Here is a 22,023-nt window from a genome sequence, read left to right as displayed (position 1 = left end):
TCGTCGTCGTTAGTTCTTGCGCGTCGATGGGCTGCGCTTATCCTCGCTCGTCACCGACCCTTCTCGACGACTGATGTCCGTCCGTCCCACCGTAGCCACCCGATCGCCGACACCGCGACGCGCCGTTCTCGGCGCGCTCGCGCTCTCCGGCGTGGCGGGGGTCGGCTACACACTCGCTCGCCGCACGACCGGCGGGGCCGACGCCGCTTCGACCGGACCCGTCGACGGTGGATGGACGCCGCCGCCGGCCAGTGCCGACTGGCAGTGGCAGCTCTCCGGGACCGTGAACACCGGCTACGACGTCGCGCTCTACGATGTCGACGGGTTCGAGACGCCGCGGTCGGTCCTCGACTCGCTCGCCGCCGACGGGCGCTACCTCGTGGCCTACTTCTCGGGTGGCTCGTACGAACGGTGGCGACCCGACGCGGACGACTTCCCCGAGTCGGTGTTGGGGACCGGGCTCGACGGCTGGCCCGGCGAGCGGTGGCTCGACGTGACTCGCCACGACGTGCTCGAACCGATCATGCGCGAGCGTGCGCGCCTCGCACGCGCGAAGGGCTTCGACGCCATCGAGTGGGACAACGTCGACGTCTACGCCAACCCGAACACCGGGGTCTCGGTCTCCGCGACGGACCAGCTCGCGTACAACCGGCTGCTCGCGCGGATCGCCCACGACCACGGGCTCGCCGCTATCCTCAAGAACGACGCCGGGCAAGCCGCAGCGCTCGAACCCGCCTTCGACGGCTGTCTCGCCGAACAGGCCTACGAGTACGACGAGGTCGACGCGTACGCACCGTTCCTCGACGCGGGCAAGTGGCTCGGCGTCTGTGAGTACCAGGGGCCACTCGACTGTGCGGACGCACGAGAACGCGGGCTCCACCTCATCCGGAAACAGCCACGGCTCGGCCCCGGTCGCCCAGTCTCGTGTGGCTAGCTGCAAACAACGCTCGACGCGCGCCGCGCCAGAAGAGTTTTGTCGGCGAGCGGACCACGGGAGCACATGGCAGCCGAACACCGCCATGGGCGTCGCGCGATTCGACCCTCGACCAGCCCCGGGTTCGGCTTTCGCTTTTTCGGACGACTCTGACGAGCGTGGACGCCGCGGCGGCCGAAACCCTCACACCCGAGTCGGAACCGTTAGTTGAACGACTCCCAGTACACAGCACATGAGACTCCCCGAAGCACAGCTCGCGGTGCTCGAAGCCGCGAGCGCGACCGAGGCACGACCGATCGACGAGATCGCGACCGAGACAGGCACGAATCCCACGACCGTCACCGGCGCGGCCTTCGCGCTCGAAGACGAGGGGCTCCTCGACGTCGTCGAACACAGCCGGACGACGGCGACCCTCACCGAGGAGGGCCGCGAATACGCGGATTCCGGCCTCCCCGAGACCCGGCTCTACGAGGCCGCCGACGGGATGGACGGCGACGCCGAGATGGGACCCGTCATCAGTGCGTCCGGGCTCGACGGCCCGGCGGTCGACATCGCGCTCTCGAACTTCGCCCGGAAGGGCTACGGCGAGATCGAATCGGGAACCGTCAGCACCGACCCCGAGGCCGACCCCAACGACGACCCCGAACACGCGGCGCTCGTCTCGCTCGCCGACGGTGCGTCGATAGCCGACGAAGAGCTCCTCGACCGCCTCGCGAGCCGGGGTCTCGTCCAGCGCGAGGAGACCGTCGTGCGCGAGGTCCGACTCACCGACGACGGCGTGACGGCGCTGATGGAGGGCGTCGAGACCGCCGACACTGTCGGCCAGCTCACCCCCGACCTTCTCACGACCGGCGAGTGGCGCGACGTCGAGTTTGCCGAGTACAACGTCGCGGCCGACGCCGAGCGGGTCGACGGCGGGCGGATCCACCCGCTCCGACAAACAGCTGAACGAGTGAAAGACGTCCTAGTCGGGATGGGCTTCGAGGAGATGGACGGCCCGCACGCCGACGCGGAGTTCTGGATCAACGACGCGCTGTTCATGCCCCAGGACCACCCCGCGAGAACCCACTGGGACCAGTTCACGCTCGCGGACCCGCCGGAGATCGACGACCTTCCCGCCGACCTCGTCGAGGGGGTCAAGCGCGCGCACTTGGAGGGAGTCGACGACGGCGAGGGCTATCACTCGCCGTGGGCCGAGGACGTCGCGCGCGGCCTCACACTGCGTGGACACACCACCTCGCTGTCGGCCCGCTACCTCTCGGGTGAGGCGGTCGGCGACCTCGAACCGCCACAGCGGTTCTTCAGCGTCGAGAAGGTCTACCGCAACGACACGCTCGACGCGACGCACCTCCTCGAGTTCTTCCAGATCGAGGGCTGGGTGATGGCCGAGGACCTCTCGGTTCGGGACCTGATGGGCACCTTCACCGAGTTCTACGAACAGTTCGGGATCACGGATCTCCAGTTCAAGCCGACCTACAACCCCTACACCGAGCCGAGCTTCGAGCTCTTCGGCGAACATCCCACGACGGGGGAACTCGTCGAGATCGGCAACTCCGGGCTCTTTCGCCCCGAGATGCTCGACCCGTTGGGCGTCGACTGTGACGTGATGGCGTGGGGACTCGCGCTCGAACGCCTCCTGATGCTCACCCACGGCTTCGAGGACATTCGCGACGTCCACGGGACGCTCGTCGACCTCGACTTCCTCCGGAACGCGGAGGTGGTCTACTGATGCCCGTCGTCGACGTCGACCCCGACGAACTCCGGCGGTTCACCGGCCACGAGACCGAGGACGACGAACTCCTCGCGGACCTCTTCGAACTCGGGCTCGAGTTCGAGGGCGAGACCGAGGACGGGCTGTTCCAGCTCGAATTCGAGGCGGATAGGCTCGACAGACTCTCCGTCGAGGGCGTCGCGCGCTCGCTTCGCTATCAGTACGGCGACGATAGGGGGATCTACATCCCGAACACGAACGCGCCCGACTGGACCATCGAGGTCGACGAATCGGTGCCCGACGAACGGCCCTACGTCACGGGCGCGGTGGTTCGAGGTGTGGATCTCGACGAGGCGGGGCTCGACTCGCTGATCCAGTTACAGGAGAAACTCCACGCCACGATGGGTCGCGGGCGCGCGAAGGGGGCCATCGGGATCCACGACCTCACGATGGTCAAAGGCCAGGCCCGGGTCGAGGGCAGTCAGAACTCGATAACGTATCGCGGGGTCGAACCCGATGGCGATAGCTTCGTCGCGCTCGACGACGACGCCGAACGAACCCCCGGGGAGATCCTCACCGACCACCCGACCGGCGAGACCTACGCCGACCTCCTCGACGACTACGAGCGCTATCCCGCGATCTACGACGACATCGGGCTGTTCTCGTTCCCGCCCGTCATCAACGGTCGGCGGACGGAGGTCGACACCGGGAGCCGCGACCTCCTCGTCGAACTCACCGGCACGGACCAATGGACCATCGACCGGATGTGCGCCATCATCTGCTACGCGCTCGACGCCCGCGGCGCGACGGTCGAACGCGTGACCGTCGAGTACCCCGACGGCGACCTCGACCGGCCCGACTTCGAGGTGACCGAACAGACCGTGCCGCACGACCGGATCGAGCGCGCGCTCGGGGTCGCGCTCGACGAACGCGAGGTGGTGGACCTCCTCGAACGCTCGGGTCTCGACGCCGAGTCCGACCCCACCGACGACGCGGTCTACACTGTCTCGATACCGCCCTACCGGACGGACGTGCTCCACCCGGTCGACGTGATCGACGACATCGGGCGGGCCTACGGCTTCAACGACCTCAAACCGGAGTATCCCGACGTCTCCACCGTCGGGGGCCGCCACGAGCGCTCGCGCCACGAACGCGCGGTCCGCGAGACCCTCACCGGGCTCGGCTTCGAGGACCTGTTGAACTTCCACCTCATCGGCGAGACCGAGAACTTCGACCGGATGAGCCTCGACCCGTCGGACGACGCCCTCGGGGCGGCCGACCCCGCCCGGATCGCCGAGCCCTACAGCCGCGACTACGAGGTCGTTCGGACCTGGGCGCTGCCCTCGCTGCTGATGGTGCTCGAAAACAACACCCATCGGCGTTATCCGCAAGACCTTGCGGAGGTCGGACTCGCAGCACACATCGACCCTAACGAGCCAACGAACGTCGCCGAGGAGCGCCACGTTGCCGCCGTCCTCGCACGAACCGACGCCTCGTTCGAGGACGCGAAGGGCCGACTGTCGTCGCTCGCACGCGCGTTCGACGTCGAACTCGAAACGCCCGCGACCGAGCATCCATCGTTCATCGAGGGACGCGTCGCGAGCGTGGTGCTCGACGGAGAAAAGGGAGGGATCGTCGGCGAACTCCGCCCCGAAGTCCTCGTCGAGCACGGCCTCGAACTCCCCGTCGTGGGCTTCGAGTTCCGGGCCGACGCGCTTCGATAGTCAGTAGAGGTCCGCACCGACCGCGTCCGCGATGGAGTCGAACCCGTCGCGGTCGAGCATTTCGAGGAGTCCTCGGTTGATGTCGCGCGCGATGGCCGGCCCCTCGTAGACGAACCCCGTATAGAGCTGCACCAGCGACGCGCCCGCCCGGATCTTCCGGTAGGCACCCGCCGCGCTCGACACGCCACCGACCCCGACGACGGGGAGGTCGGTGCGCTCGGCGACGAACCGGACCGCACGTGTCGCGCGCGCGTCCAACGGCTTCCCAGATAGGCCTCCGTTTTCGTCTCGGTGTGTTCCCCGAAGCGAGGGGGGCCGTTCGGTGGTGGTGTTCGTCGCGATGATCCCGTCGAGTCCCTCGTCCTCGGCCACGGCGACGGCCTCGGCGACCGCGTCGTCGGTGAGGTCGGGCGAGAGCTTGACGAGCAGCGGGCTCGCGCCCGCCTCGCGGAGGGCTCCGAGGATCCGTTCGAGGTGTGCGCGGTTCTGGAGGTCGCGGAGCCCCGGCGTGTTGGGGCTCGATACGTTGACCACGAAGTAATCGCCCGTCGAGCAGCGCTCGTAGGTGTAGACGTAATCGGCGGCCGCGTCGTCGAGCGGGGTGGACTTCGACTTCCCGATGTTGACACCAACTGGAACGTCCACGCGTGCGTGCGCGAGGCGGTCACCGACCCGGTCGGCCCCGTGGTTGTTGAACCCCATCCGGTTGACGAGCGCGCGGTCGTCCGGCAGCCGGAACAGCCGCGGGCGCGGGTTGCCGTCCTGCGCTTCGGCGGTGACGCCACCGACCTCGACGTGGCCGAAGCCGAACGCGCCGAGGACCCGCGGGATCTCGGCGTTCTTGTCGAAGCCGGCCGCCATCCCGACGGGGTTCGGGAAGTCGAGCCCGAACGCGGTCGTTCGGAGCCGGTCGTCCTCGACCCGGTACCGTGCGTCGAGCGCGCGCTCGGCTGGGGTGTGCTGGAGGCGTCCGAGAAGCGTCTTCGCGACTCCGTGGACCGATTCGGCCGGGAGACGAAACAACAGCGGTTTCAGCGCGTCATAGCCTGTCATGCGGTTCGGTGGTCCGACGGTCACGTCGAACCCTCAGAAGTCGTGTTCGACCTCGTCCTGGTCGGCCTTCTGGATGATGATCTTGTCCTCGCGAACGCGAACGAACACCTCGTCGCCGATCGCCATCCCCGCAACGGAGAGTTCGTCTTCGTGGAGGTTGACGTGTACGTTGTGGTACTCGCCCTCGTTGTCTTTTGCCCCGCTCGGACTGAGCTTCTTTTTCCGTACCATCGCGGCGTCTGACTCGGGACTTCGCGGTTGGATACTCTTAACCTTACGGTCCGTTCGTCGGCCCGACGGACTCCGGCCCATCGAGTACCATCTCCCGGCTTCCGTCACCCGATATGAGGGATATGTTTATACTCTGGCCTGTGTTGGGTTGGCATGGAGTGGTGAAACCATGGCACGTGATACGGATGGCAAGCGGAACTTCGCACTGCGCGACGCGAACGGCGAGACCAGCGTCTTCTCGGGGCGCACCCCGCGGCAGGCTGCGCTGAAGGCCGCTCGACGGCTCGAACCGGCCGACGGCGAGTCGAACGCGACTCGAGAGGACCTCCGGCTTCGCGAGAAGGGGACCCACAAGGTCCACATCTACGAGGGGTGGGCGTGGCGTGAGGATGCGCCCGACGACAAGCCCGACTGGATGCCCTCGACGATCACCGAGGCGAACGTCTCGAAACAGGGCATCGAACACCTAGAGGAACTGTAGCCCGCCGAACCCCCACTTACTTTGCCGCCGCGCGACGAGCCACGGCTGCGCGGCCAGACACCCGACCAGACCCGACGCGCACGCGTGGGATGACCGGCCGGCCTCCAGCCGCGCGATACTCCTCCGAGTCCCTCGACGACCACGGCCGTCGGACCGTTTTGAGGGTAGTTCGTTTTGGTACCGGCAACATTTCAGTCGGTCCTCGATGAAGGATCGTCCATGTGAGGCGACTTCGCGAAGCAAGCCAACGGGCCGCACACGGCGTCTAATCCGACGACCTTATGAGTCAGTCGCGATTTGGAGTGAAATGCGAAGGTCGGTTGGAAACGACCGACGAAGCAGGAATCCGACGCCCTTAAGTGGTACAGGGCACTCGGATGGAATGCAGAAAGCAAGCGAAGTCGAGGGCCGTTCAATTCGGCCCTCGGGATGGATTCCCGGAGGCGAGTTCGGCTCGCCTTCGACGACATCGCTTCGGAGGGTTTATCCCTTCGAGCGATGTACGATGGAATCCGAAGCAAGCGAAACCGAGGCCGGCAACGCCGGTCTTTGCAGCGGACTTCCGAGGGCGAGCTCGACTCGCTCTGGATGACATCCGCTTCGGAGGGTTTATCCCTTCGAGCGATGTACGAGGAAGTCCGAAGGAGATGAGGATTCCGCCCCTGCGGTCCGCCGTCAAGACGGGATCTGATGGTAGCCCTTGGTAGTTCGGTGACACCCGGTTCGGTCCGTGGTGTCGCTGAACGCGAACCCGATAGGTGAACACACCCTTGTGTTCCCGCCTATACCCCCCGAGCCTTGTGCTCGGGAACATTCCGGTTGATCCTGCCGGAGGCTATTGCTATCGGGATCCGATTCAGGCATGCTAGTCGTACGAGTTCATACTCGTGGCGTATAGCTCAGTAACACGTGGTCAAACCACCCTCTGGACTGAGATACCCTCGGGAAACTGAGGTCAATCTCGGATACTGCTTTCACGTTGGAAAAACGGAAAGCTGGAAACGGTCCGCCGCCGGAGGACGTGACTGCGGCTGATTAGGTAGACGGTGGGGTAACGGCCCACCGTGCCAATAATCAGTACGGGTTGTGAGAGCAAGAGCCCGGAGACGGAATCTGAGACAAGATTCCGGGCCCTACGGGGCGCAGCAGCCGCGAAACCTTTACACTGCACGACAGTGCGATAAGGGGATCCCGAGTGCGAGGGCATACAGTCCTCGCTTTTCGTGACCGTAAGGTGGTCACAGAATAAGGGCTGGGCAAGACCGGTGCCAGCCGCCGCGGTAATACCGGCAGCCCGAGTGATAGCCAATTTTATTGGGCCTAAAGCGTCCGTAGCTGGCCGAACAGGTCCGTCGGGAAATCCACCCGCTTAACGGGTGGGCGTCCGGCGGAAACCAGTCGGCTTGGGGCCGGGAGACCAAAGGGGTACGTCCGGGGTAGGAGTGAAATCCCGTAATCCTGGACGGACCACCGGTTGCGAAAGCGCCTTTGGAGAACGGACCCGACAGTGAGGGACGAAAGCTAGGGTCTCGAACCGGATTAGATACCCGGGTAGTCCTAGCCGTAAACGATGCTCGCTAGGTGTGACGCAGGCTACGAGCCTGCGTTGCGCCGTAGGGAAGCCGAGAAGCGAGCCGCCTGGGAAGTACGTCCGCAAGGATGAAACTTAAAGGAATTGGCGGGGGAGCACTACAACCGGAGGAGCCTGCGGTTTAATTGGACTCAACGCCGGACATCTCACCGGCACCGACAACGTGCAGTGACGGTCAGTTTGATGAGCTTACCTGAGCCGTTGAGAGGAGGTGCATGGCCGCCGTCAGCTCGTACCGTGAGGCGTCCTGTTAAGTCAGGCAACGAGCGAGACCCGCGTCCATAATTGCCAGCAGCACCCTTGTGGTGGCTGGGTACATTATGGAGACTGCCGTCGCTAAGACGGAGGAAGGAACGGGCAACGGTAGGTCAGTATGCCCCGAATGTGCCGGGCGACACGCGGGCTACAATGGCCAGGACAGTGGGACGCTACCCCGAGAGGGGACGCTAATCTCCTAACCCTGGTCGTAGTTCGGATTGCGGATTGAAACTCATCCGCATGAAGCTGGATTCGGTAGTAATCGCGTTTCAGAAGAGCGCGGTGAATACGTCCCTGCTCCTTGCACACACCGCCCGTCAAATCACCCGAGTGAGGTCGGGATGAGGCCGACGCAACGTCGGTCGAATCTGGGCTTCGCAAGGGGGATTAAGTCGTAACAAGGTAGCCGTAGGGGAATCTGCGGCTGGATCACCTCCTAACGAACGGGACCGGGCTGACGGCCCGGCCCACTCGCGTTCGCGCTCAGCGACACACGGTGCCGACCGGGCACCTTTGAACTACCAAGGGCTATCGAACAGAACGCGACTGCCTTCCGGCGTCGTGTCCGCCGGATGGCGGACGCGAACGCGGAAGGCGGGCCCATAGCTCAGTGGGAGAGTGCCTCCTTTGCAAGGAGGATGCCCTGGGTTCGAATCCCAGTGGGTCCATATGTCGGGTTGAAGCGAACCGAGTCCCTTATGTGGGTCTCGGGGATATGCTTGAATCCGACCGAACCGATGCACCACCCCGTGCAAGCGCGGGTGGGAAGGGTTGAGACACGCCTGCCAACACTCAGGCGTGTGGATGAGACCGTGTGTACGTGCGATCCAGGCGTCCACTGGACCCGTTCAGCGGGTTCATGGATTCTGATTGAAGACCGTGGCTACTATGCCAACTGGTGGATAGCTCGGCTCGAGTGCCGATGAAGGACGTGCCAAGCTGCGATAAGCTCAGGGGAGCCGCACGGAGGCTTAGAACCTGAGATTTCCGAATGGGAATCCCTACAACAATTGCTTCGCGCAATGGGGAACGCCGGGAACTGAAACATCTCAGTACCGGCAGGAAGAGAAACCGAACGGGATGTCGTTACTAACCGCGAGTGAACACGACACAGTCCAAACCGAAGCTCCTACGAGCAATGTGGTGTACGGACTGACTCTCATCACCGGATCGCCTGTATGAAGTCTCCTGGAATGGAGCGTGAAACAGGGTGAAAACCCCGTAATACAGGTCAGTACGGTGTGCGTCAGCTCCAGAGTATCGGGGGTTGGATATCCCTCGTGAATATAGCCGGCATCGACGGCTAAGACTAAACACAACTCGAGACCGATAGTGAACAAGTAGCGTGAGCGAACGCTGAAAAGCACCCCAAGAAGGGAGGTGCAATAGGGCTTGAACTCAGTTGGCGATCGAGCGACGGGGCATACAAGGCGCAACGAACAACGACCCGGGGGCGACCCCGCAGTAGGATTCGTTGCGAGCCGATGTTCCGTCGTGCGTTTTGAAAAACGAGCCAGGGAGTGTGTCTGCTTGACGAGTCTAACCCGAGTATCGGGGAAGGCACAGGGAAACCGACATGGCCGCAGCATCTTTGATGCGAGGGCCGCCGTGTTCAAGCGCGGGGAGTCGAGCGGACACGACCCGAATCCGGACGATCTACGCGTCGGCAAGGTGAAGCGTGGCGAAAGCCGCGTGGAGGCCTGCTAGGGATGGTGTCCTACAATACCCTCCCGTGACCGCCGTGTAGGGGTGAAAGGCCCATCGAGTCCGGCAACAGCTGGTTCCGACCGAAACATGTCGAAGCATGACCTCTGCTGAGGTAGTTCGTGGGGTAGAGCGACCGATTGGAGGGTCTGACTCCGAGAGGAGTCAGCCCTCCTGTCGAACTCCGAACCTACGAACGCCGTAGACGCAGGGAGTCCGGTGTGCGGGGTAAGCCTGTGCACCGTGAGGGAGACAACCCAGAGTTTGGTTGAGGTCCCCAAGTGTGGACTAAGTGCGATCGAAGGTGGTTCCGAGCCATAGACAGCCGGGAGGTGAGCTTAGAAGCAGCTACCCGCTAAGAATAGCGTAACAGCTTACCGGCCGAGGTTTGGAGCGCCGAAAATGATCGGGGCTCAAGTCCACCACCGAGACCTGACGACACACATACGTGTGATTCCGTAGGTCGGCGCTCTGTTCGGGTGGAAGTACGGGTGAGAACTCGTATGGACCGAGCAGTGACGATAATCCTGGCCACAGTAGCAGCGGTAGTCGGGTAAGAATCCCGACGGCCAAACGGACAAGGGTTCCTCGGCAATGTTCGTCAACCGAGGGTTAGCCGGTCCTTAGTCCCACCGCAATTCGAGTGGGACGAACCGGGAAACTGGTTAATATTCCAGTGCCTGCGTGCAATCATGCCGACGCTTTGGGGTCGATCGAGCCGGGCACTCGCCCGGTCGAATCATCGAAACTCGTGGAAGCCGTAATGGCACGAAGCGGGCGAACGTTGAGATAGGGAAACTCGATCCAACCCAGAGCCCGTGAAAAGGCGCACGCTGACCGTACCCAGATCCGACACAGGTGTCCGTGGCGGCGAAAGCCAAGGCCTGTCGGGGACAACCGACGTTAGGGAATTCGGCAAATTAGTCCCGTACGTTCGCAATAAGGGATGCCTGCTCCGGAATGGAGCAGGTCGCAGCGACTCGGACGCTCCAACTGTCTAATAACAACATAGGTGACCGCAAATCCGCAAGGACTCGTACGGTCACTGAATCCTGCCCAGTGCGGGTATCTGAACACCTCGTACAAGAGGACGAAGGACCCGTTAACGGCGGGGGTAACTATGACCCTCTTAAGGTAGCGTAGTACCTTGCCGCTTCAGTAGCGGCTTGCATGAATGGATGAATGAGAGCGTCACTGTCCCAACGTTGGGCCCGGTGAACTGTACGTTCCAGTGCGGAGTCTGGAGACCCCCAAGGGGAAGCGAAGACCCTATAGAGCTTTACTGCAAGCTGTCGCTGGGACACGGTCGCTAGTGTGCAGGATAGGTAGGAGTCGTTACGCAGGCACCCGCGCCAGCGGGCCGCCGAGACATCACTGAAATACTACCCACTAGTGACTGTGACCCTTACTCCGGGAGGAGGACACCGGTAGCTGGGCAGTTTGACTGGGGCGGTACGGGCTTGAAAAGATATCGAGCCCGCCCGAAGATCATCTCATCCGGGTCGGAGACCCGGAAAAGAGCGTAAGAGCAAAAGATGGTCTGACAGTGTTCTCTCTAACACGGGAACGCTGACGCGAAAGCGTGGTCTAACGAACGGATGAGCCTGCTTGATGCGGGCCATTTACGACAGAAAAGCTACCTTAGGGATAACAGAGTCGTCACCGGCAAGAGCACATATCGACCCGGTGGCTTGCTACCTCGATGTCGGTTCCCTCCATCCTGCCCGTGCAGCAGCGGGCAAGGGTGAGGTTGTTCGCCTATTAAAGGAGGTCGTGAGCTGGGTTTAGACCGTCGTGAGACAGGTCGGCTGCTATCTATTGGGGGTGTTATGGTACCTGACGGGAACGATCGTATAGTACGAGAGGAACTACGATTGGTCGCCACTGGTGTACCGGTTGTCCGAGAGGGCACGTGCCGGGCAGCCACGCGACATGGGGTAAGAGCTGAACGCATCTAAGCTCGAAACCCACCCGGAAAAGAGGTCCCACCGAGGTCACTCGTAGAAGACGAGTTCGATAGACTCGGGGTGTACGCGCCGAGGCAACGAGGCGTTTAGCCCGCGAGCACTAACAGACCAAGCCACACTAGTCATATCGCATTGGAATCCGTCCGGCTGGACGGGTCCAGGCGCAAACTGGATCGCACGTATTACACACATCACAGCCCGAACGCATCGGCCACCGATCGTCGGCTTCACGTGGTTCGAGTCCACGGATCGGCATTAAGGCGGCCACAGCGGCGGGGCGACTCCCGTACCCATCCCGAACACGGCAGATAAGCCCGCCAGCGTTCCAACGAGTACTGGAGTGCGCGAGCCTCTGGGAAAATTGCCTCGCAAGAGGGGCCAAGTACGAGCCCAGGAACGCAATCGGTAGTACACGCAGGGTCCGTCCCGGTGGAACCCGAGACCGTTCCGTTACAACGGCTCGCAACTGGTGGTTCGCCGCCTCCCATTCATATCTCGGCACACGCTTTGCGTGTGTCGAACCATCATTCACCACCGCGGAGTGGAAACGCTCGGCGGTGATCGCTACCATTATACAGGCACCACGAGTAGTGCCAACCGTGCCAAGGTGGCAGAGTCCGGCCTAACGCAGCGGCCTGCAGAGCCGCCCATCGCCGGTTCAAATCCGGCCCTTGGCTTCCTTTCGAACCCACCCCCTCGCACACACTCTTACCGTAGCTACAGCGACCCGTTCTTCCATCCAACGATAACGATCACATCAATATCACCGGGCGGTTGCACGGCGATCGGCCCGGATGAATCCTCATGAAAAGCAACGATTATACCGGAGGGACCTATCTTGGGGTGTATGCAACGACGGGCTGCGGCGATCTACGTCGTTTTCTTCGTGGTGGTCGCGATCGCGGCGTACTCCCTGACGACGGTCGCGGAGAAGCCGTCGGTCTCGGTCGAGGGCGAGAGCTACTCACAGGGCGATCCCATCAACGCCAGCGGTACGCAGTGGACCGTCAACGTCGCGGACGGGAGCGGCAACGTCTCCTCGACCAACGACTCGGCACGGTTCACGACCTCGTTCTCGAACAACACCTCGCTCGCCTTCCAGAACGGGATGTACCGACCGGCACCGAACGGTTCCGGTGAGGGTGCCGGCACGGCGTCGACCGGCACCACGAGCGGCGCCGGAACGACCGGCACCAGCACGAGCGGGCCGTCAACGGGCGCCACGACGAGCGGCGGCGCAACGAACGGCGCGTCCTCGAGCACCCCAGGCACCGAGTTCCGCGTCGTCATCCCCAACGAGTCGGCGGGCAACGCTTCGGGTGGAAACGCGTCGGCCGCGAACGTCTCGTCGTTCACCCTCCGCCAGGAGTTCGACACCGCCGCCCGCCTGCGGGCCGACCCGGCGGTCGCGGACACCACGCTGAGCGGTGCGAACGACACGGAGTACGTCCGGTACCGCAACGGCACGACCCAGCCGCTCGACGCTTACCTCCCGGAACCGACGACCCGGAACGTCTCCGTCGGCGACCGATTCCCCTATCAGAACAACTCCTCGCGGGTCGAGTCCATCAACACCAGCGGCGTGACGCTCGCCTGGCGGGCGAACCTGACGCGCTCACAGGAGCTCGCCGCCGGGGAGAACGTCACCCTCGGCGGGACGACCTACGTCGCCCAGTTCCCCCAGAACGACAGCGTCGTGCTCTCACAGAACGTCTCGGGCTATCAGGCCGAGCAGGAAGCCCTCGACCACTTCAACGACCGCATGCTCGGACTCTGGGGGGTCGTCATCATCAGCCTGTTCGCCGCCATCCTGGTCCTCGCACTGGCGTATCTGCCGGTTCGGGGCTAGCGACTGGGGTTTTCGACTCGTCGACCGTCTCCGAGCCACGGCTCCGTTCCCGACTTTCTTCGATCCTTCGAACCCTCCAGCGTTCGCTATTCGCTCTTCACTGTCGTTCCGAGGAACAACGGGCTGGGAGGGATTCGAACCACGGTCGTTCCGCTCACTCCGTTCGCTCCACTCCCTGCTTCGAATCCCTCGTCTTCGCTTCGCTTCTCGCGTCCGCTTTCCGCGACTTCGCTCGGCTCGTCGCGCGACGTTTCACTCGCTCCATCCGTGAAACCGGCGCAGAAGCGGGCTGGGAGGGATTCGAACCCCCGACCGTCTGGTTAAAAGCCAGACGCTCTGCCTAACTGAGCTACCAGCCCTCGTTCTCACGTTGTAGGTCGTGCGTAAATCAGTACCGCTCGCCGGCGGCGTCGTCGGGGCTTTCGAGCGCGTTGGCGACCACCTCGGCGGGGTCGACCCGCCGGAGGGCGGCGCGACGTCTGAGTTCGGTGTAGGTCTCGACCGGGAGTCGAAGCCGGAGCTCGCCGAGCGTCACGTCGTGGGAAGCGAGGGCCTCGGCGGGCGAGGTGCCGGCGTTGATCGCGCTCGCGACCGCGCGGACCTCGCGAACGGTGAGGTCGCTGTCGAGCACCGCCCACGCGAGCTGGAAGCGTGCGTGGTCGGAGACCCGTGCGATGTGTTTGGCCGCCGTGGGCGCGATCTCGCCGGCGGCGACGTACTGGCGGATGGATCGAGGAAGGTCGTGTACGCGGGCCCACTTCCGGATGAACGAGATGGTGACGGCGTCGCCGGTGCGGGCGGCGGCGGCCTTGTAGGAGCCCTCACCACGAACGAGCGCCGCGCACGCCGCCGCGCCGCGGAGCATGTAGACGCTGTCGGCGCTCTCGACGGTGTCGTCGGCGAACGCCTCGACCACCTCGGCGGCGGTCGCGAGGCTCTCCGGGTCGTCGGGGTCGAACTGGACGGCCTCCTCGGCGCGCTCGCCGGCGAAACTCGGGTCTCCCCGGACGACGGGCTCGCCGATCGGTGACTCGCGGTCGGTGGTCGGCTCGTCCGGGCTCATAGGTGATCGGCGGTCGCAACGACCAAAAACACCCCGCCCCCACAGTCCCGGACCACCCGGTCAGTCGTCCTCTTCGTCGTCGTCGCTCTCGGCCTCCCGCCGGTTCGAGAGGTGCTCCCAGATCTCGGTACAGCCCGCACCGTCCTCGATATCGTCGAGGTAGTTCGAGGAGGACTCCTCGTCGGTTTTCGCGTCGCTCACCGGCTCGTCCTCCGCACGCCGCCCGGGACGCGGCTCCGCGACCGTCGTGCCCTCTCGGCAGTGATTCCTTTCATCGAAACGTTGTACGGTAGCTTCCTGTATAAACGCGCGTCCACCCGTAAGCCCTACCCTGACTCCCGTTTAGCGGCAAGAGAATCCGAAAACTCTGACAGTGGTCGTGAACCGATCCGGTCTCTGTCGTGCGATTTCGGGTTCGGTCATCGTCATCGAATCGAACGCCAACCGCTTTCCGTCCTCCACTCCGAATTTCGCCCATGACCGCCAGCGACTGGACCGCGGACGAGATGGGGGACCTGAGTGGGAAGACGGTCGTCGTCACGGGTGCGAACAGCGGGCTCGGCTACGAGGCCGCCCGCGAGTTCGCGCTCCACGGGGCCGACGTCGTGCTCGCATGTCGGAGCGTGGAGCGGGGCACCGAGGCGGGCGAACGGATCCGCGAGGAAGCACCCGACACCCGCCTCACGGTGATCGAACTCGACCTGGCTGACCTCTCGTCGGTGGGGGCGTTCGCCGCGGCGTTCGCGGACACCCACGACGAACTCCACGTGCTCTGCAACAACGCCGGCGTGATGGCGATCCCCCGGCGCGAGACGGTCGACGGCTTCGAGACGCAATTCGGGGTGAACCACCTCGGTCACTTCGCGCTCACGGCCACGCTGCTGGGCCACCTCCGCGAGACCGAGGGCGAGACGCGCGTCGTTACCCAGAGCAGCGGGCTCCACGAGAACGGCGAGATCGACTTCGAGGACCTCCAGGGCGAGGACGAATACGACGAGTGGGCTGCCTACGGCCAGAGCAAGCTCGCGAACGTCCTGTTCGGCTACGAGCTCCACCGTCGTCTCCGCGGGGCGGGCATCGACGACGTCACCAGCGTGGTCTGTCACCCCGGCTACGCCGCGACCGACCTCCAGCGGCGCGGCCCCGAACAGTCCGGCTCGCGGCTCCGACTGTGGGGGATGCAGGCCGCGAACGCGCTGGTCGCCCAGGACGCTGCCACCGGAGCGCTCCCGTTGCTCTACGCCGCGACCGCGCCCGACATCGAGGGCGGCGAGTACGTCGGCCCCGGTGGATTGCAGAACATGCGTGGCTACCCCGAGGAGCAGTCGTCGAGCGACCGGTCGTACGACGAGGAAACCGCCCGCCGGCTCTGGGCGGTGTCGGAGCAACTCACCGGCGTCGAGTACGACATCGCACCCGCGCGGACGGTCTGACTCGGTTCGAGGTTCTATATCGCCGGCTCGCTCGCCACCCCTGCGTCGGTCCGGTCGGCGGTGGCGGTGTCGAACCGTTCGACCAACCGATCCACGCTCGATTCGATCCCGCGTTCGATGCGTCCCTGAACGAACGGCGCGAGCACCCGCATCACCCCGCGAAACGCCACGCTCCCCGTGTAGACGATCGCGGTTTCACCATCGCACGTCGCCAGTGTGCACGTGACCTCGACGGGCGTTCGTCCGGCGACCGTCCGATAGCCGAACGTCGTCGGTGCCTCGTACCTGGTACACTCCTCGACGTTCTCCGAGCGACCGCCACCCGTTCGGACCACGCGCGTCCACCGGTCGCCGACCGCCATCCCGCCGTCGAACCCGTCCACGGATACGACCCGGTCGTTCCACTGGCGGTCGTTCCGGGGGTCGGCGACGAACGAGAAGACGTCGGTCGTCGATGCGTCTACTCTGGCCCGGTATTCGAAATTCACGATCTCACACGATCGTATGTTACAGAGCCACCGTCCTAAGCCTGTCGGCAGCTCCGAGCCTCGACCTCACACCTCGACGACGTCACCGCGTTCCGGTGCGCTCGCCTCGAACCCGTCCTCCCGAAGCTCGTCGGCGAACGCGGCACATCTATCCCCGTGGTTGACGAGGATTCGCGAATCGTGATAGGAGTTGAGGAAGGCTCTGAGCCCGTCGTGGTCGGCGTGCGCCGAGAGATCGTAGCGCTCGACCTGGGCGCTGACGGGCATCACCCGACCGTCGATCTCGGCGCGTCCGGTGTCGAGCAGCTCCCGACCCGGCGTGCCGGCGACCTGATAGCCCACGAAGGCGACCTTGTTCACCGGGTTCCCCCGGATGAGCGGGATGTAGGTCATCGCCGGCCCGCCCGAGAGCATCCCGCTGGTGGTGATTATCACCGTGTTCCCGTCGGCGATCCGCTCGCGCTGGCCGTGGTTCGAGACGAACCGGGCGTGTGCGTTCGCCCGTTTGAGCGCGTCCTCGCGAACGAAGCCCGACGTGCGCCGGAGGAGTTCGGTGACGCGTTTCCCCATCCCGTCGACGTAGCACTCGATGTCGTGACGGGCACAGATCGCCATCACCTCCTGGGTACGACCGATGGCGAACGCCGGCACCACGACGGTGCCGCCCTCCCAGAGCGTGGTTCGGAGGCTCTCGACGAACCGTTCCTCGACCGCCGGGCGCGCCTCGTGCTCGACGTCGGAGTAGGTCGACTCACACACCACGACGTCGGCTTCGGGCCGTGCCGTCGACCCGCCGACGATACGCTGGTCGGCGGTGTGGAAGTCGCCCGTATAGAGGATCCGGGTCCCGCCGCGCTCGACGAGCACGTGAGCGCTGCCCGGGATGTGACCCGCGTCGAAGAGCGTGACGTCGTGACCCGCGGCCTCGAACCGCTCGCGGTAGTCGTGGAGTTCCGAGACCTGGGTGAGCCGGGCGACGTCGGTTTCGGTGAACGGACACTGCGGGGTGCCGCCGCGGAGTTTCAGGGTGTCGCGCGCGAGCAACAGCCCGAGGTCGCGCGTCGGCGGCGTCCAGTGGACCGGCGGGCGGGCGTCGCCCGAGAGGAGCGCGGGGACGGTGCCGACGTGGTCGAGGTGGCCGTGCGAGACCACGACCGCCTCTGGGTCGACGCTGCCGACGGGAAACCCGGGCGGGGTCCCGGACTTCATGCCGTAATCGAGGAGCAGCGAGTCGTCGAGGAGAACCGCACTCCGGCCGACCTCGCGTGCCCCGCCGCAGAAACGGAGTTCCATTGTGGGCGCTACTGACCCGACGGGTTTCGACCCGTCGGTCCCGCGCTCAGTCGTTCTTCAGTTCGTCGACCCAGCCCGGCTGGCCGACGTCGGTCGAGCCGACGCCCGAGAACCGGCGGGTGGTCTCGATGGTGACGGGTTCGCCGGAGCTGAGGTAGTCGGTGGTCCGGGTGGTCTCGAGGCTTCGAACCACGCCGGTCTCGGGGTTCATCACAAGCGTCGAACTAAAGGCCGTGACGTCCTCGCCGCGGTAGAGCGCGCCCGAGGTGTCGACGCTGTCGGTGCCGTTGGCGACGTAGACCGCGAGTCGGGTGCCGCCGCGGGTGACGGTACCCGAGCGCTCGTAGTCGACCGCCCGGACGGTCTCGTAGACCCGGTTGCTGCCGGTGAGGCTCCCCGCCAGTGGCTTGCCGAGCTCCTCGGTCTCGTACTGGGAGTCGCCCGAGAGCACGTTCCGCTTGTAAGCCGTCGCGCCCTCGGCGTAGGTGTACCGGGTGGCCTCGTCGGTCGGTCGGGAGACCTGGTAGGCGGTATCGGCATCGAGGTCGACGCGCGCACCGCTCGTCTCGGTCTCGGGACCGTCCGCGGTCGGGTCGCGGAGCGTCGAACTCGCGTTGACGGTGAAGCTCCCGGCCGACTGCAACGCGCTCTCGTGCGCGTCGGCGATCGACCTGGCGTCGAGCGGCGGCTCCGGACCGATGGCGGCTTCGGTCGTCGGTGTCGCGGTTTCGGTCGACGTTGCTGTTTCGGTCGCCGTCGGGGTCGGGGTGTCGGTCGCCGTCTCGGTTGGCGTGGCGGTGTCCGTCGGTGTGGCGGTCTCGGTTCCGTTCGCTGTGGTGGTCGCTGTCGGTGTCGCCGTTGTCGTCGGCGTCTCGGTCGGTGTCGACGTTTCGGTTGCCGTAGCCGTCGCGGCCGAAGTTCGTGTCCCGGTGGCCGTCGCTGCCCCGGCGGTCGTCTCGCTCGACGTGGCGGTCGCGGTCGACGCGCCCGTAGTCGGTCCTGCCGTCGCCCCCGACGTTCCGGTCGCCGTCGCCTCGACGGCCGTAGCCGTCGGTCCGGGCTCGGAGCCGTTCTCGGTGGGCACGGCGGTCGAGTCGCCGCTGTTCGAGAGACCGCTGCAGCCGGCGAGCGCGACGAGCGCGATGACGACGAGGATGAGAGCCGTTCGTCGTACCATGTGTTTTTTGAAACGGGTGCTGGTATGAATCTACTGGTCGTCCGCCTCGGAGTCCTGCGGGCGTCGTCCGGGTCGACCGGCTTTCAATACGCTTTTGAGGGGCGACCGGCTTCCTTCCGCCATGGCTGATTTCACGGTCGTCGTCGCCGACCCCGAGGACGGGGCGGCCTACCAGCGCGCGGTCGAGGGACAGGACGCGAACCGATTCATCGGGCGGTCCATCGGCGACGAGGTCGATGGCGGCGCGGTGGGGCTCGACGGCTACACCGTCGAACTGACTGGTGGATCTGACACCGCCGGCCGACCGATGCGCGAGGACGTCGCGGGCTCGGCGCTCTCGTCGGTGCTCCTCTCGGGCGGGACGGGCTTTCACCCCACCAGCGACGGCGAGCGAAAGCGCGTCACCGTCCGCGGCCGCGAGGTCGGCGACGAGACCCGCCAGATCAACGCCACCATCACCGGACGCGGCGACCAGTCGGTCGACGAACTCTTCGGTGAGGGCGGCGACGAATCCGACGAGTAGTGCCGGAACGCCTCCCGAGCGACCACCCTTCGGTCGAAACAGTAGACGTGACGCTCGACTCGTGGGGTCGGACCCGGTCCCGTCTCTCGCTTCCCGCCGACGACCGCTTTCCTCCCGGAGCCGTACGGTTCGTCATCGACGACGTCACTCGTCACGCGACCATCGAGACCACCGACGACGGCCGCGAGGTCAAGGGTGCCTACGACAACGCCCGCCTCGCACGCGAGCACGACGGCGAGGACCGACTCGAAGCCTGGCGACGCGCGGTGGGCCTCGACCACGGTCGCCGGGTCGCCGTCGACATCGTCGAATCGGGTTTTCTCTACGGGATCCGAAAGCCGGGCGAGCGCGCGGTCTACGAGGCCGTCGAGTCGCCGAACGAGAGCCTCGCATCGATCGCGCGTGACCTCGACGGCTGAATCCCCCGGGCTTTTCTCCGCGTATCGACTATGGCCCGCATGAACCCAGAACGACGCGCGTTCCTCGCGGGCGACGAACCCGACGAGGTCCTGGTCTTCTTCGCCGAATCGGCCGTCTCGGACCTCGGAACCCTCTCACAGCACGGCGAACAGGTCTCCCGTGGTGTGGTGCTCGTGCTCGAAGCCGAACGCGGCCGGAGCGCGTTCGAGGGCGCGACGGGCGTCGACCCGATGGCGCTCGCGAGCTCCGCGATGCAGGCCGAGGGGTCTCTCGATCTCGAATCGTTCGAGGGCGAGTGTCCGGAGGGCGACGGTGCGGACGACCACGCTCCGCGGTTCGTCTTCGCGTTCGCGGAGGAGCAGAACGAGGAGGTCGGAGACCTCTACGCCGAGGGCGACGTGATCCACGCCTACGCGGTCTGTGAGTGCGGGACGGCCTACTCCGACCGGTGGGTCGTCGACGAATAGCGACTCGCTCCCCTAACCCGTTCTACGCGTCCAGTTCATCGTCGTCGTCCATCTCCAGCAACCGCTCGAACGCCGCGAGGATCACCCGTTTCGTCACCGCTCCTTGTGTCGTCCAGTGGTGGGCGTAATCAAGCATATCGTCGTAAATGTCGGGTTTGCAGCCCGCGGCCTTCGGGTGACCGCCGCCGTTGACCTGGCCCGCGACCTCGTGACACCGCTCGAAGTTCTCGGTCCCGCGGATGCTCGCGCTTCCGGCGGGTTTCACGACGACCGCCGCGTCGGCGCCCGCCTCCCGGAGCGCCTCACAGACCTCGTTCTGTGAACACCGGCCGTAGGTCACGCCGACCGTCCACGGCCCGACCTGCTTCAGCTCCGCGCGCTCGACCGCCCGCTCGATCAGCGCCTCTTTCTCGATCCGCTGGTCGGCGAGGAAGGTCTCGACTTCGGATGGAAGGTCCGCGCCGTGCTCGCGAACAGTGGTGATGTACTCCTCTGGCTCGGCCCAGTGGGCGTAGTCGGCGAGGTCGTCGCTACGAGGGTCCTCGCGCAGCCAGAGGTCGTGGTCGCGGGTGACGGCCGCGAGTTCGGTGTACCGAGGATCGAACTCGTGGTCGAGCGCGTCGAGGGTGACGTCGGTCGAACAGACCTCCTCGCTATCCCCGACCACGAGCCGCGCACCGTGGTCGCGGACCTTCTCCACATCTTCGGCCTCCCACTGGTGGTGGTCGAACCACTCGACCGACGCCGCGCGGGTCGTGAGGCGGTCGAACTGGCCGGAGATGTAGTAGAAGTCGTCGACCGAGAGGTCGCAGACGAACACCTGCGCACCCGTCTCGACGTAGTCGGCCACCCGGTCGATGGTGTTGCTGAGGTCGTGCGGGCCCGTGGGGATCAGCGTCACCTCGCCGAACGCCTCGCGGAGCAGTGCGACACAGCCCAGTCCGTCCGCGTCGGGGTCGGCGAGAACCACCCGCTGGGCCCCGTCGAGCGCCTCGCGGGTCTCGCGTTCGGCGCGCTCCTCGTCGAACGAGTCGGGGTAGAAAAAGCCCGCGCCCGGCAGGAGGGACTTCCTCGCGAGCGGGAGGGTTTCGCTGTCGATGAGTTCGTCGTTCATACCGACCTCTCAGTTCCGGTACCGAAGAAACCCCCGATCCCGACCATCGGTAGCTACAGTCCGCCAGCTCCCCCGATCTTATGTCCGGCGGTAGCGTTTCCCTCCCACCGCGATGGCAACACCGATCTGGGAACGCACGCAGCTAGCGAGCGTTCTTCGCACCGGAGTCGCTCTCTGCGCGGTCGGCATCGTGGTTTTCGTCGACGCGCCCCGGACCATCCTCGAGATCACCCTCGCTGTCGTCGCGGTCTGTTGTCTCGCATTCGAACTCGTTCGGGCAGCCCATGACCGATGGCACGACCGACCTGGCCTGGCCGCCGTCGGCCACGGTCTCGTTAGCGTCGCGCTCGTCCTGCAGTCGATCCGACTCACCGGGCTCGGCCCCGCGTTCGGGTACGCCGCCACAGTGCGAGCGCTCGCCGACCTCGGGATACTCCTCGCCAGCCTCGGGGCTCTCTCGATGTGGTATTCGAACCGTACGAAACCCTCCGCCGACCGGACGAGCGAAGTGGATAGCTCCTGACTCGACGAGAACGTTCCCG

At 65.2% G+C, this 22,023-nt stretch carries 18 protein-coding genes, 3 tRNA genes and 3 rRNA genes; 15 read left to right on the top strand and 9 right to left on the bottom strand.

The features are described 5' to 3' along the window. The first annotated feature begins 73 nt into the window (after positions 1-73). The 3 genes from GT355_RS09450 (at position 74) to pheT (ending at position 4,369) form a co-directional block, all read left to right on the top strand. Positions 74-934 (top strand): endo alpha-1,4 polygalactosaminidase, encoded by an 861-nt coding sequence (locus GT355_RS09450; protein WP_160134402.1) that lies wholly within the window; start codon positions 74-76, stop codon positions 932-934. A gap of 232 nt (positions 935-1,166) precedes the next feature. Next, a complete protein-coding gene (pheS, locus tag GT355_RS09445; protein ID WP_160134401.1) occupies positions 1,167-2,663 on the top strand; it encodes a phenylalanine--tRNA ligase subunit alpha in 1,497 nt (498 codons plus the stop codon). Then, a complete protein-coding gene (pheT, locus tag GT355_RS09440; RefSeq protein ID WP_160134400.1) occupies positions 2,663-4,369 on the top strand; it encodes a phenylalanine--tRNA ligase subunit beta in 1,707 nt (568 codons plus the stop codon). Before pheS ends, pheT begins: the two co-directional genes overlap by 1 nt. Here pheT and GT355_RS09435 read toward each other — a convergent pair whose 3' ends face one another. Beyond that, positions 4,370-5,422 (bottom strand): quinone-dependent dihydroorotate dehydrogenase, encoded by a 1,053-nt coding sequence (locus GT355_RS09435; protein ID WP_160134399.1) that lies wholly within the window; start codon positions 5,420-5,422, stop codon positions 4,370-4,372. It lies immediately after the preceding gene. Positions 5,423-5,455: 33 nt separating this feature from the next. Next, positions 5,456-5,653, bottom strand: a complete 198-nt coding sequence (locus GT355_RS09430) for a hypothetical protein (protein ID WP_007691301.1) — start codon at positions 5,651-5,653, stop codon at positions 5,456-5,458. A 169-nt stretch (positions 5,654-5,822) separates the two neighbouring features. On the opposite strand from GT355_RS09430, the gene GT355_RS09425 reads away from it, so the two are divergent. From GT355_RS09425 to GT355_RS09395, 7 genes are all read left to right on the top strand, one after another. Continuing rightward, complete coding sequence (locus GT355_RS09425) at positions 5,823-6,134, top strand: non-histone chromosomal MC1 family protein (RefSeq protein ID WP_120074291.1); 312 nt, start codon at positions 5,823-5,825, stop codon at positions 6,132-6,134. 812 nt (positions 6,135-6,946) lie between these two features. Beyond that, a 16S ribosomal RNA gene (locus tag GT355_RS09420) occupies positions 6,947-8,421 on the top strand. 158 nt (positions 8,422-8,579) lie between these two features. After that, positions 8,580-8,651 (top strand) — tRNA-Ala (locus GT355_RS09415). A 206-nt stretch (positions 8,652-8,857) separates the two neighbouring features. Then, positions 8,858-11,776 (top strand): 23S ribosomal RNA (locus GT355_RS09410). A 134-nt stretch (positions 11,777-11,910) separates the two neighbouring features. Then, positions 11,911-12,029 (top strand): 5S ribosomal RNA (gene rrf / locus GT355_RS09405). Together the 16S, 23S and 5S rRNA genes with 2 tRNA genes alongside form the textbook arrangement of a ribosomal RNA operon. A 226-nt stretch (positions 12,030-12,255) precedes the next feature. Further along, a tRNA-Cys gene (locus GT355_RS09400) sits at positions 12,256-12,331 on the top strand. Between the two features lie 170 nt (positions 12,332-12,501). After that, entirely contained in the window at positions 12,502-13,503 is a 1,002-nt protein-coding gene (locus tag GT355_RS09395; protein WP_160134398.1) for a hypothetical protein, read from the top strand. 285 nt (positions 13,504-13,788) lie between these two features. Here GT355_RS09395 and GT355_RS09390 read toward each other — a convergent pair. The 3 genes from GT355_RS09390 to GT355_RS18030 all read right to left on the bottom strand — a co-directional run bounded on the left by GT355_RS09390 (position 13,789) and on the right by GT355_RS18030 (position 14,767). Continuing rightward, a tRNA-Lys gene (locus GT355_RS09390) sits at positions 13,789-13,862 on the bottom strand. Positions 13,863-13,891: 29 nt separating this feature from the next. Further along, on the bottom strand, positions 13,892-14,566 hold the full coding sequence (locus tag GT355_RS09385) for a DUF7119 family protein (protein ID WP_160134397.1): 675 nt from the start codon (positions 14,564-14,566) through the stop codon (positions 13,892-13,894). Positions 14,567-14,626: 60 nt separating this feature from the next. Next, a complete protein-coding gene (locus GT355_RS18030) occupies positions 14,627-14,767 on the bottom strand; it encodes a hypothetical protein (protein ID WP_192927993.1) in 141 nt (46 codons plus the stop codon). Between the two features lie 275 nt (positions 14,768-15,042). Here GT355_RS18030 and GT355_RS09380 point away from each other — a divergent pair, with 275 nt between their 5' ends. Continuing rightward, the gene (locus GT355_RS09380) at positions 15,043-15,999 is read left to right on the top strand and encodes an oxidoreductase (RefSeq protein WP_160134396.1); all 957 of its coding nucleotides are present in this window, start codon (positions 15,043-15,045) and stop codon (positions 15,997-15,999) included. 14 nt (positions 16,000-16,013) lie between these two features. On the opposite strand, the gene GT355_RS09375 is transcribed toward GT355_RS09380, so the two are convergent. The 3 genes from GT355_RS09375 to GT355_RS09365 all read right to left on the bottom strand — a co-directional run bounded on the left by GT355_RS09375 (position 16,014) and on the right by GT355_RS09365 (position 18,957). Beyond that, positions 16,014-16,487 (bottom strand): SRPBCC family protein, encoded by a 474-nt coding sequence (locus GT355_RS09375; RefSeq protein WP_160134395.1) that lies wholly within the window; start codon positions 16,485-16,487, stop codon positions 16,014-16,016. A 66-nt stretch (positions 16,488-16,553) separates the two neighbouring features. Then, positions 16,554-17,780 (bottom strand): MBL fold metallo-hydrolase, encoded by a 1,227-nt coding sequence (locus GT355_RS09370; protein WP_160134394.1) that lies wholly within the window; start codon positions 17,778-17,780, stop codon positions 16,554-16,556. A 46-nt stretch (positions 17,781-17,826) separates the two neighbouring features. Then, a complete protein-coding gene (locus tag GT355_RS09365) occupies positions 17,827-18,957 on the bottom strand; it encodes a DUF7537 family lipoprotein (RefSeq protein ID WP_160134393.1) in 1,131 nt (376 codons plus the stop codon). 121 nt (positions 18,958-19,078) lie between these two features. Between GT355_RS09365 and GT355_RS09360 the strand changes: the two genes are divergently transcribed. The 3 genes from GT355_RS09360 to GT355_RS09350 are packed head-to-tail and all read left to right on the top strand — an operon-like array spanning position 19,079 to position 20,367. Further along, positions 19,079-19,480 carry a 30S ribosomal protein S6e gene (locus GT355_RS09360; RefSeq protein WP_160134392.1) on the top strand — a complete coding sequence of 134 codons (402 nt, stop codon included), beginning with the start codon at positions 19,079-19,081 and terminating at the stop codon, positions 19,478-19,480. Then, on the top strand, positions 19,480-19,899 hold the full coding sequence (locus GT355_RS09355) for a DUF7112 family protein (RefSeq protein WP_160134391.1): 420 nt from the start codon (positions 19,480-19,482) through the stop codon (positions 19,897-19,899). The genes GT355_RS09360 and GT355_RS09355 overlap by 1 nt, the downstream gene beginning before the upstream one ends. A 39-nt stretch (positions 19,900-19,938) precedes the next feature. Next, the gene (locus GT355_RS09350; RefSeq protein WP_160134390.1) at positions 19,939-20,367 is read left to right on the top strand and encodes a DUF5807 family protein; all 429 of its coding nucleotides are present in this window, start codon (positions 19,939-19,941) and stop codon (positions 20,365-20,367) included. Positions 20,368-20,389: 22 nt separating this feature from the next. On the opposite strand, the gene GT355_RS09345 is transcribed toward GT355_RS09350, so the two are convergent. Continuing rightward, positions 20,390-21,481, bottom strand: coding sequence for a DHH family phosphoesterase (locus GT355_RS09345; RefSeq protein WP_160134389.1), 1,092 nt, complete (start codon positions 21,479-21,481; stop codon positions 20,390-20,392). A gap of 190 nt (positions 21,482-21,671) precedes the next feature. Between GT355_RS09345 and GT355_RS09340 the strand changes: the two genes are divergently transcribed. After that, positions 21,672-22,004, top strand: a complete 333-nt coding sequence (locus tag GT355_RS09340) for a hypothetical protein (protein ID WP_240145765.1) — start codon at positions 21,672-21,674, stop codon at positions 22,002-22,004. Positions 22,005-22,023 lie beyond the last annotated feature (19 nt).

Origin of the sequence: Halococcus salsus, from assembly GCF_009900715.1 — an archaeon.
In the GTDB taxonomy this organism is placed as follows: Archaea; Halobacteriota; Halobacteria; order Halobacteriales; family Halococcaceae; genus Halococcus; species Halococcus salsus.
Note: the sequence above shows the minus strand (reverse complement) of the source record. Positions and strands in the feature narration are given on the sequence as shown.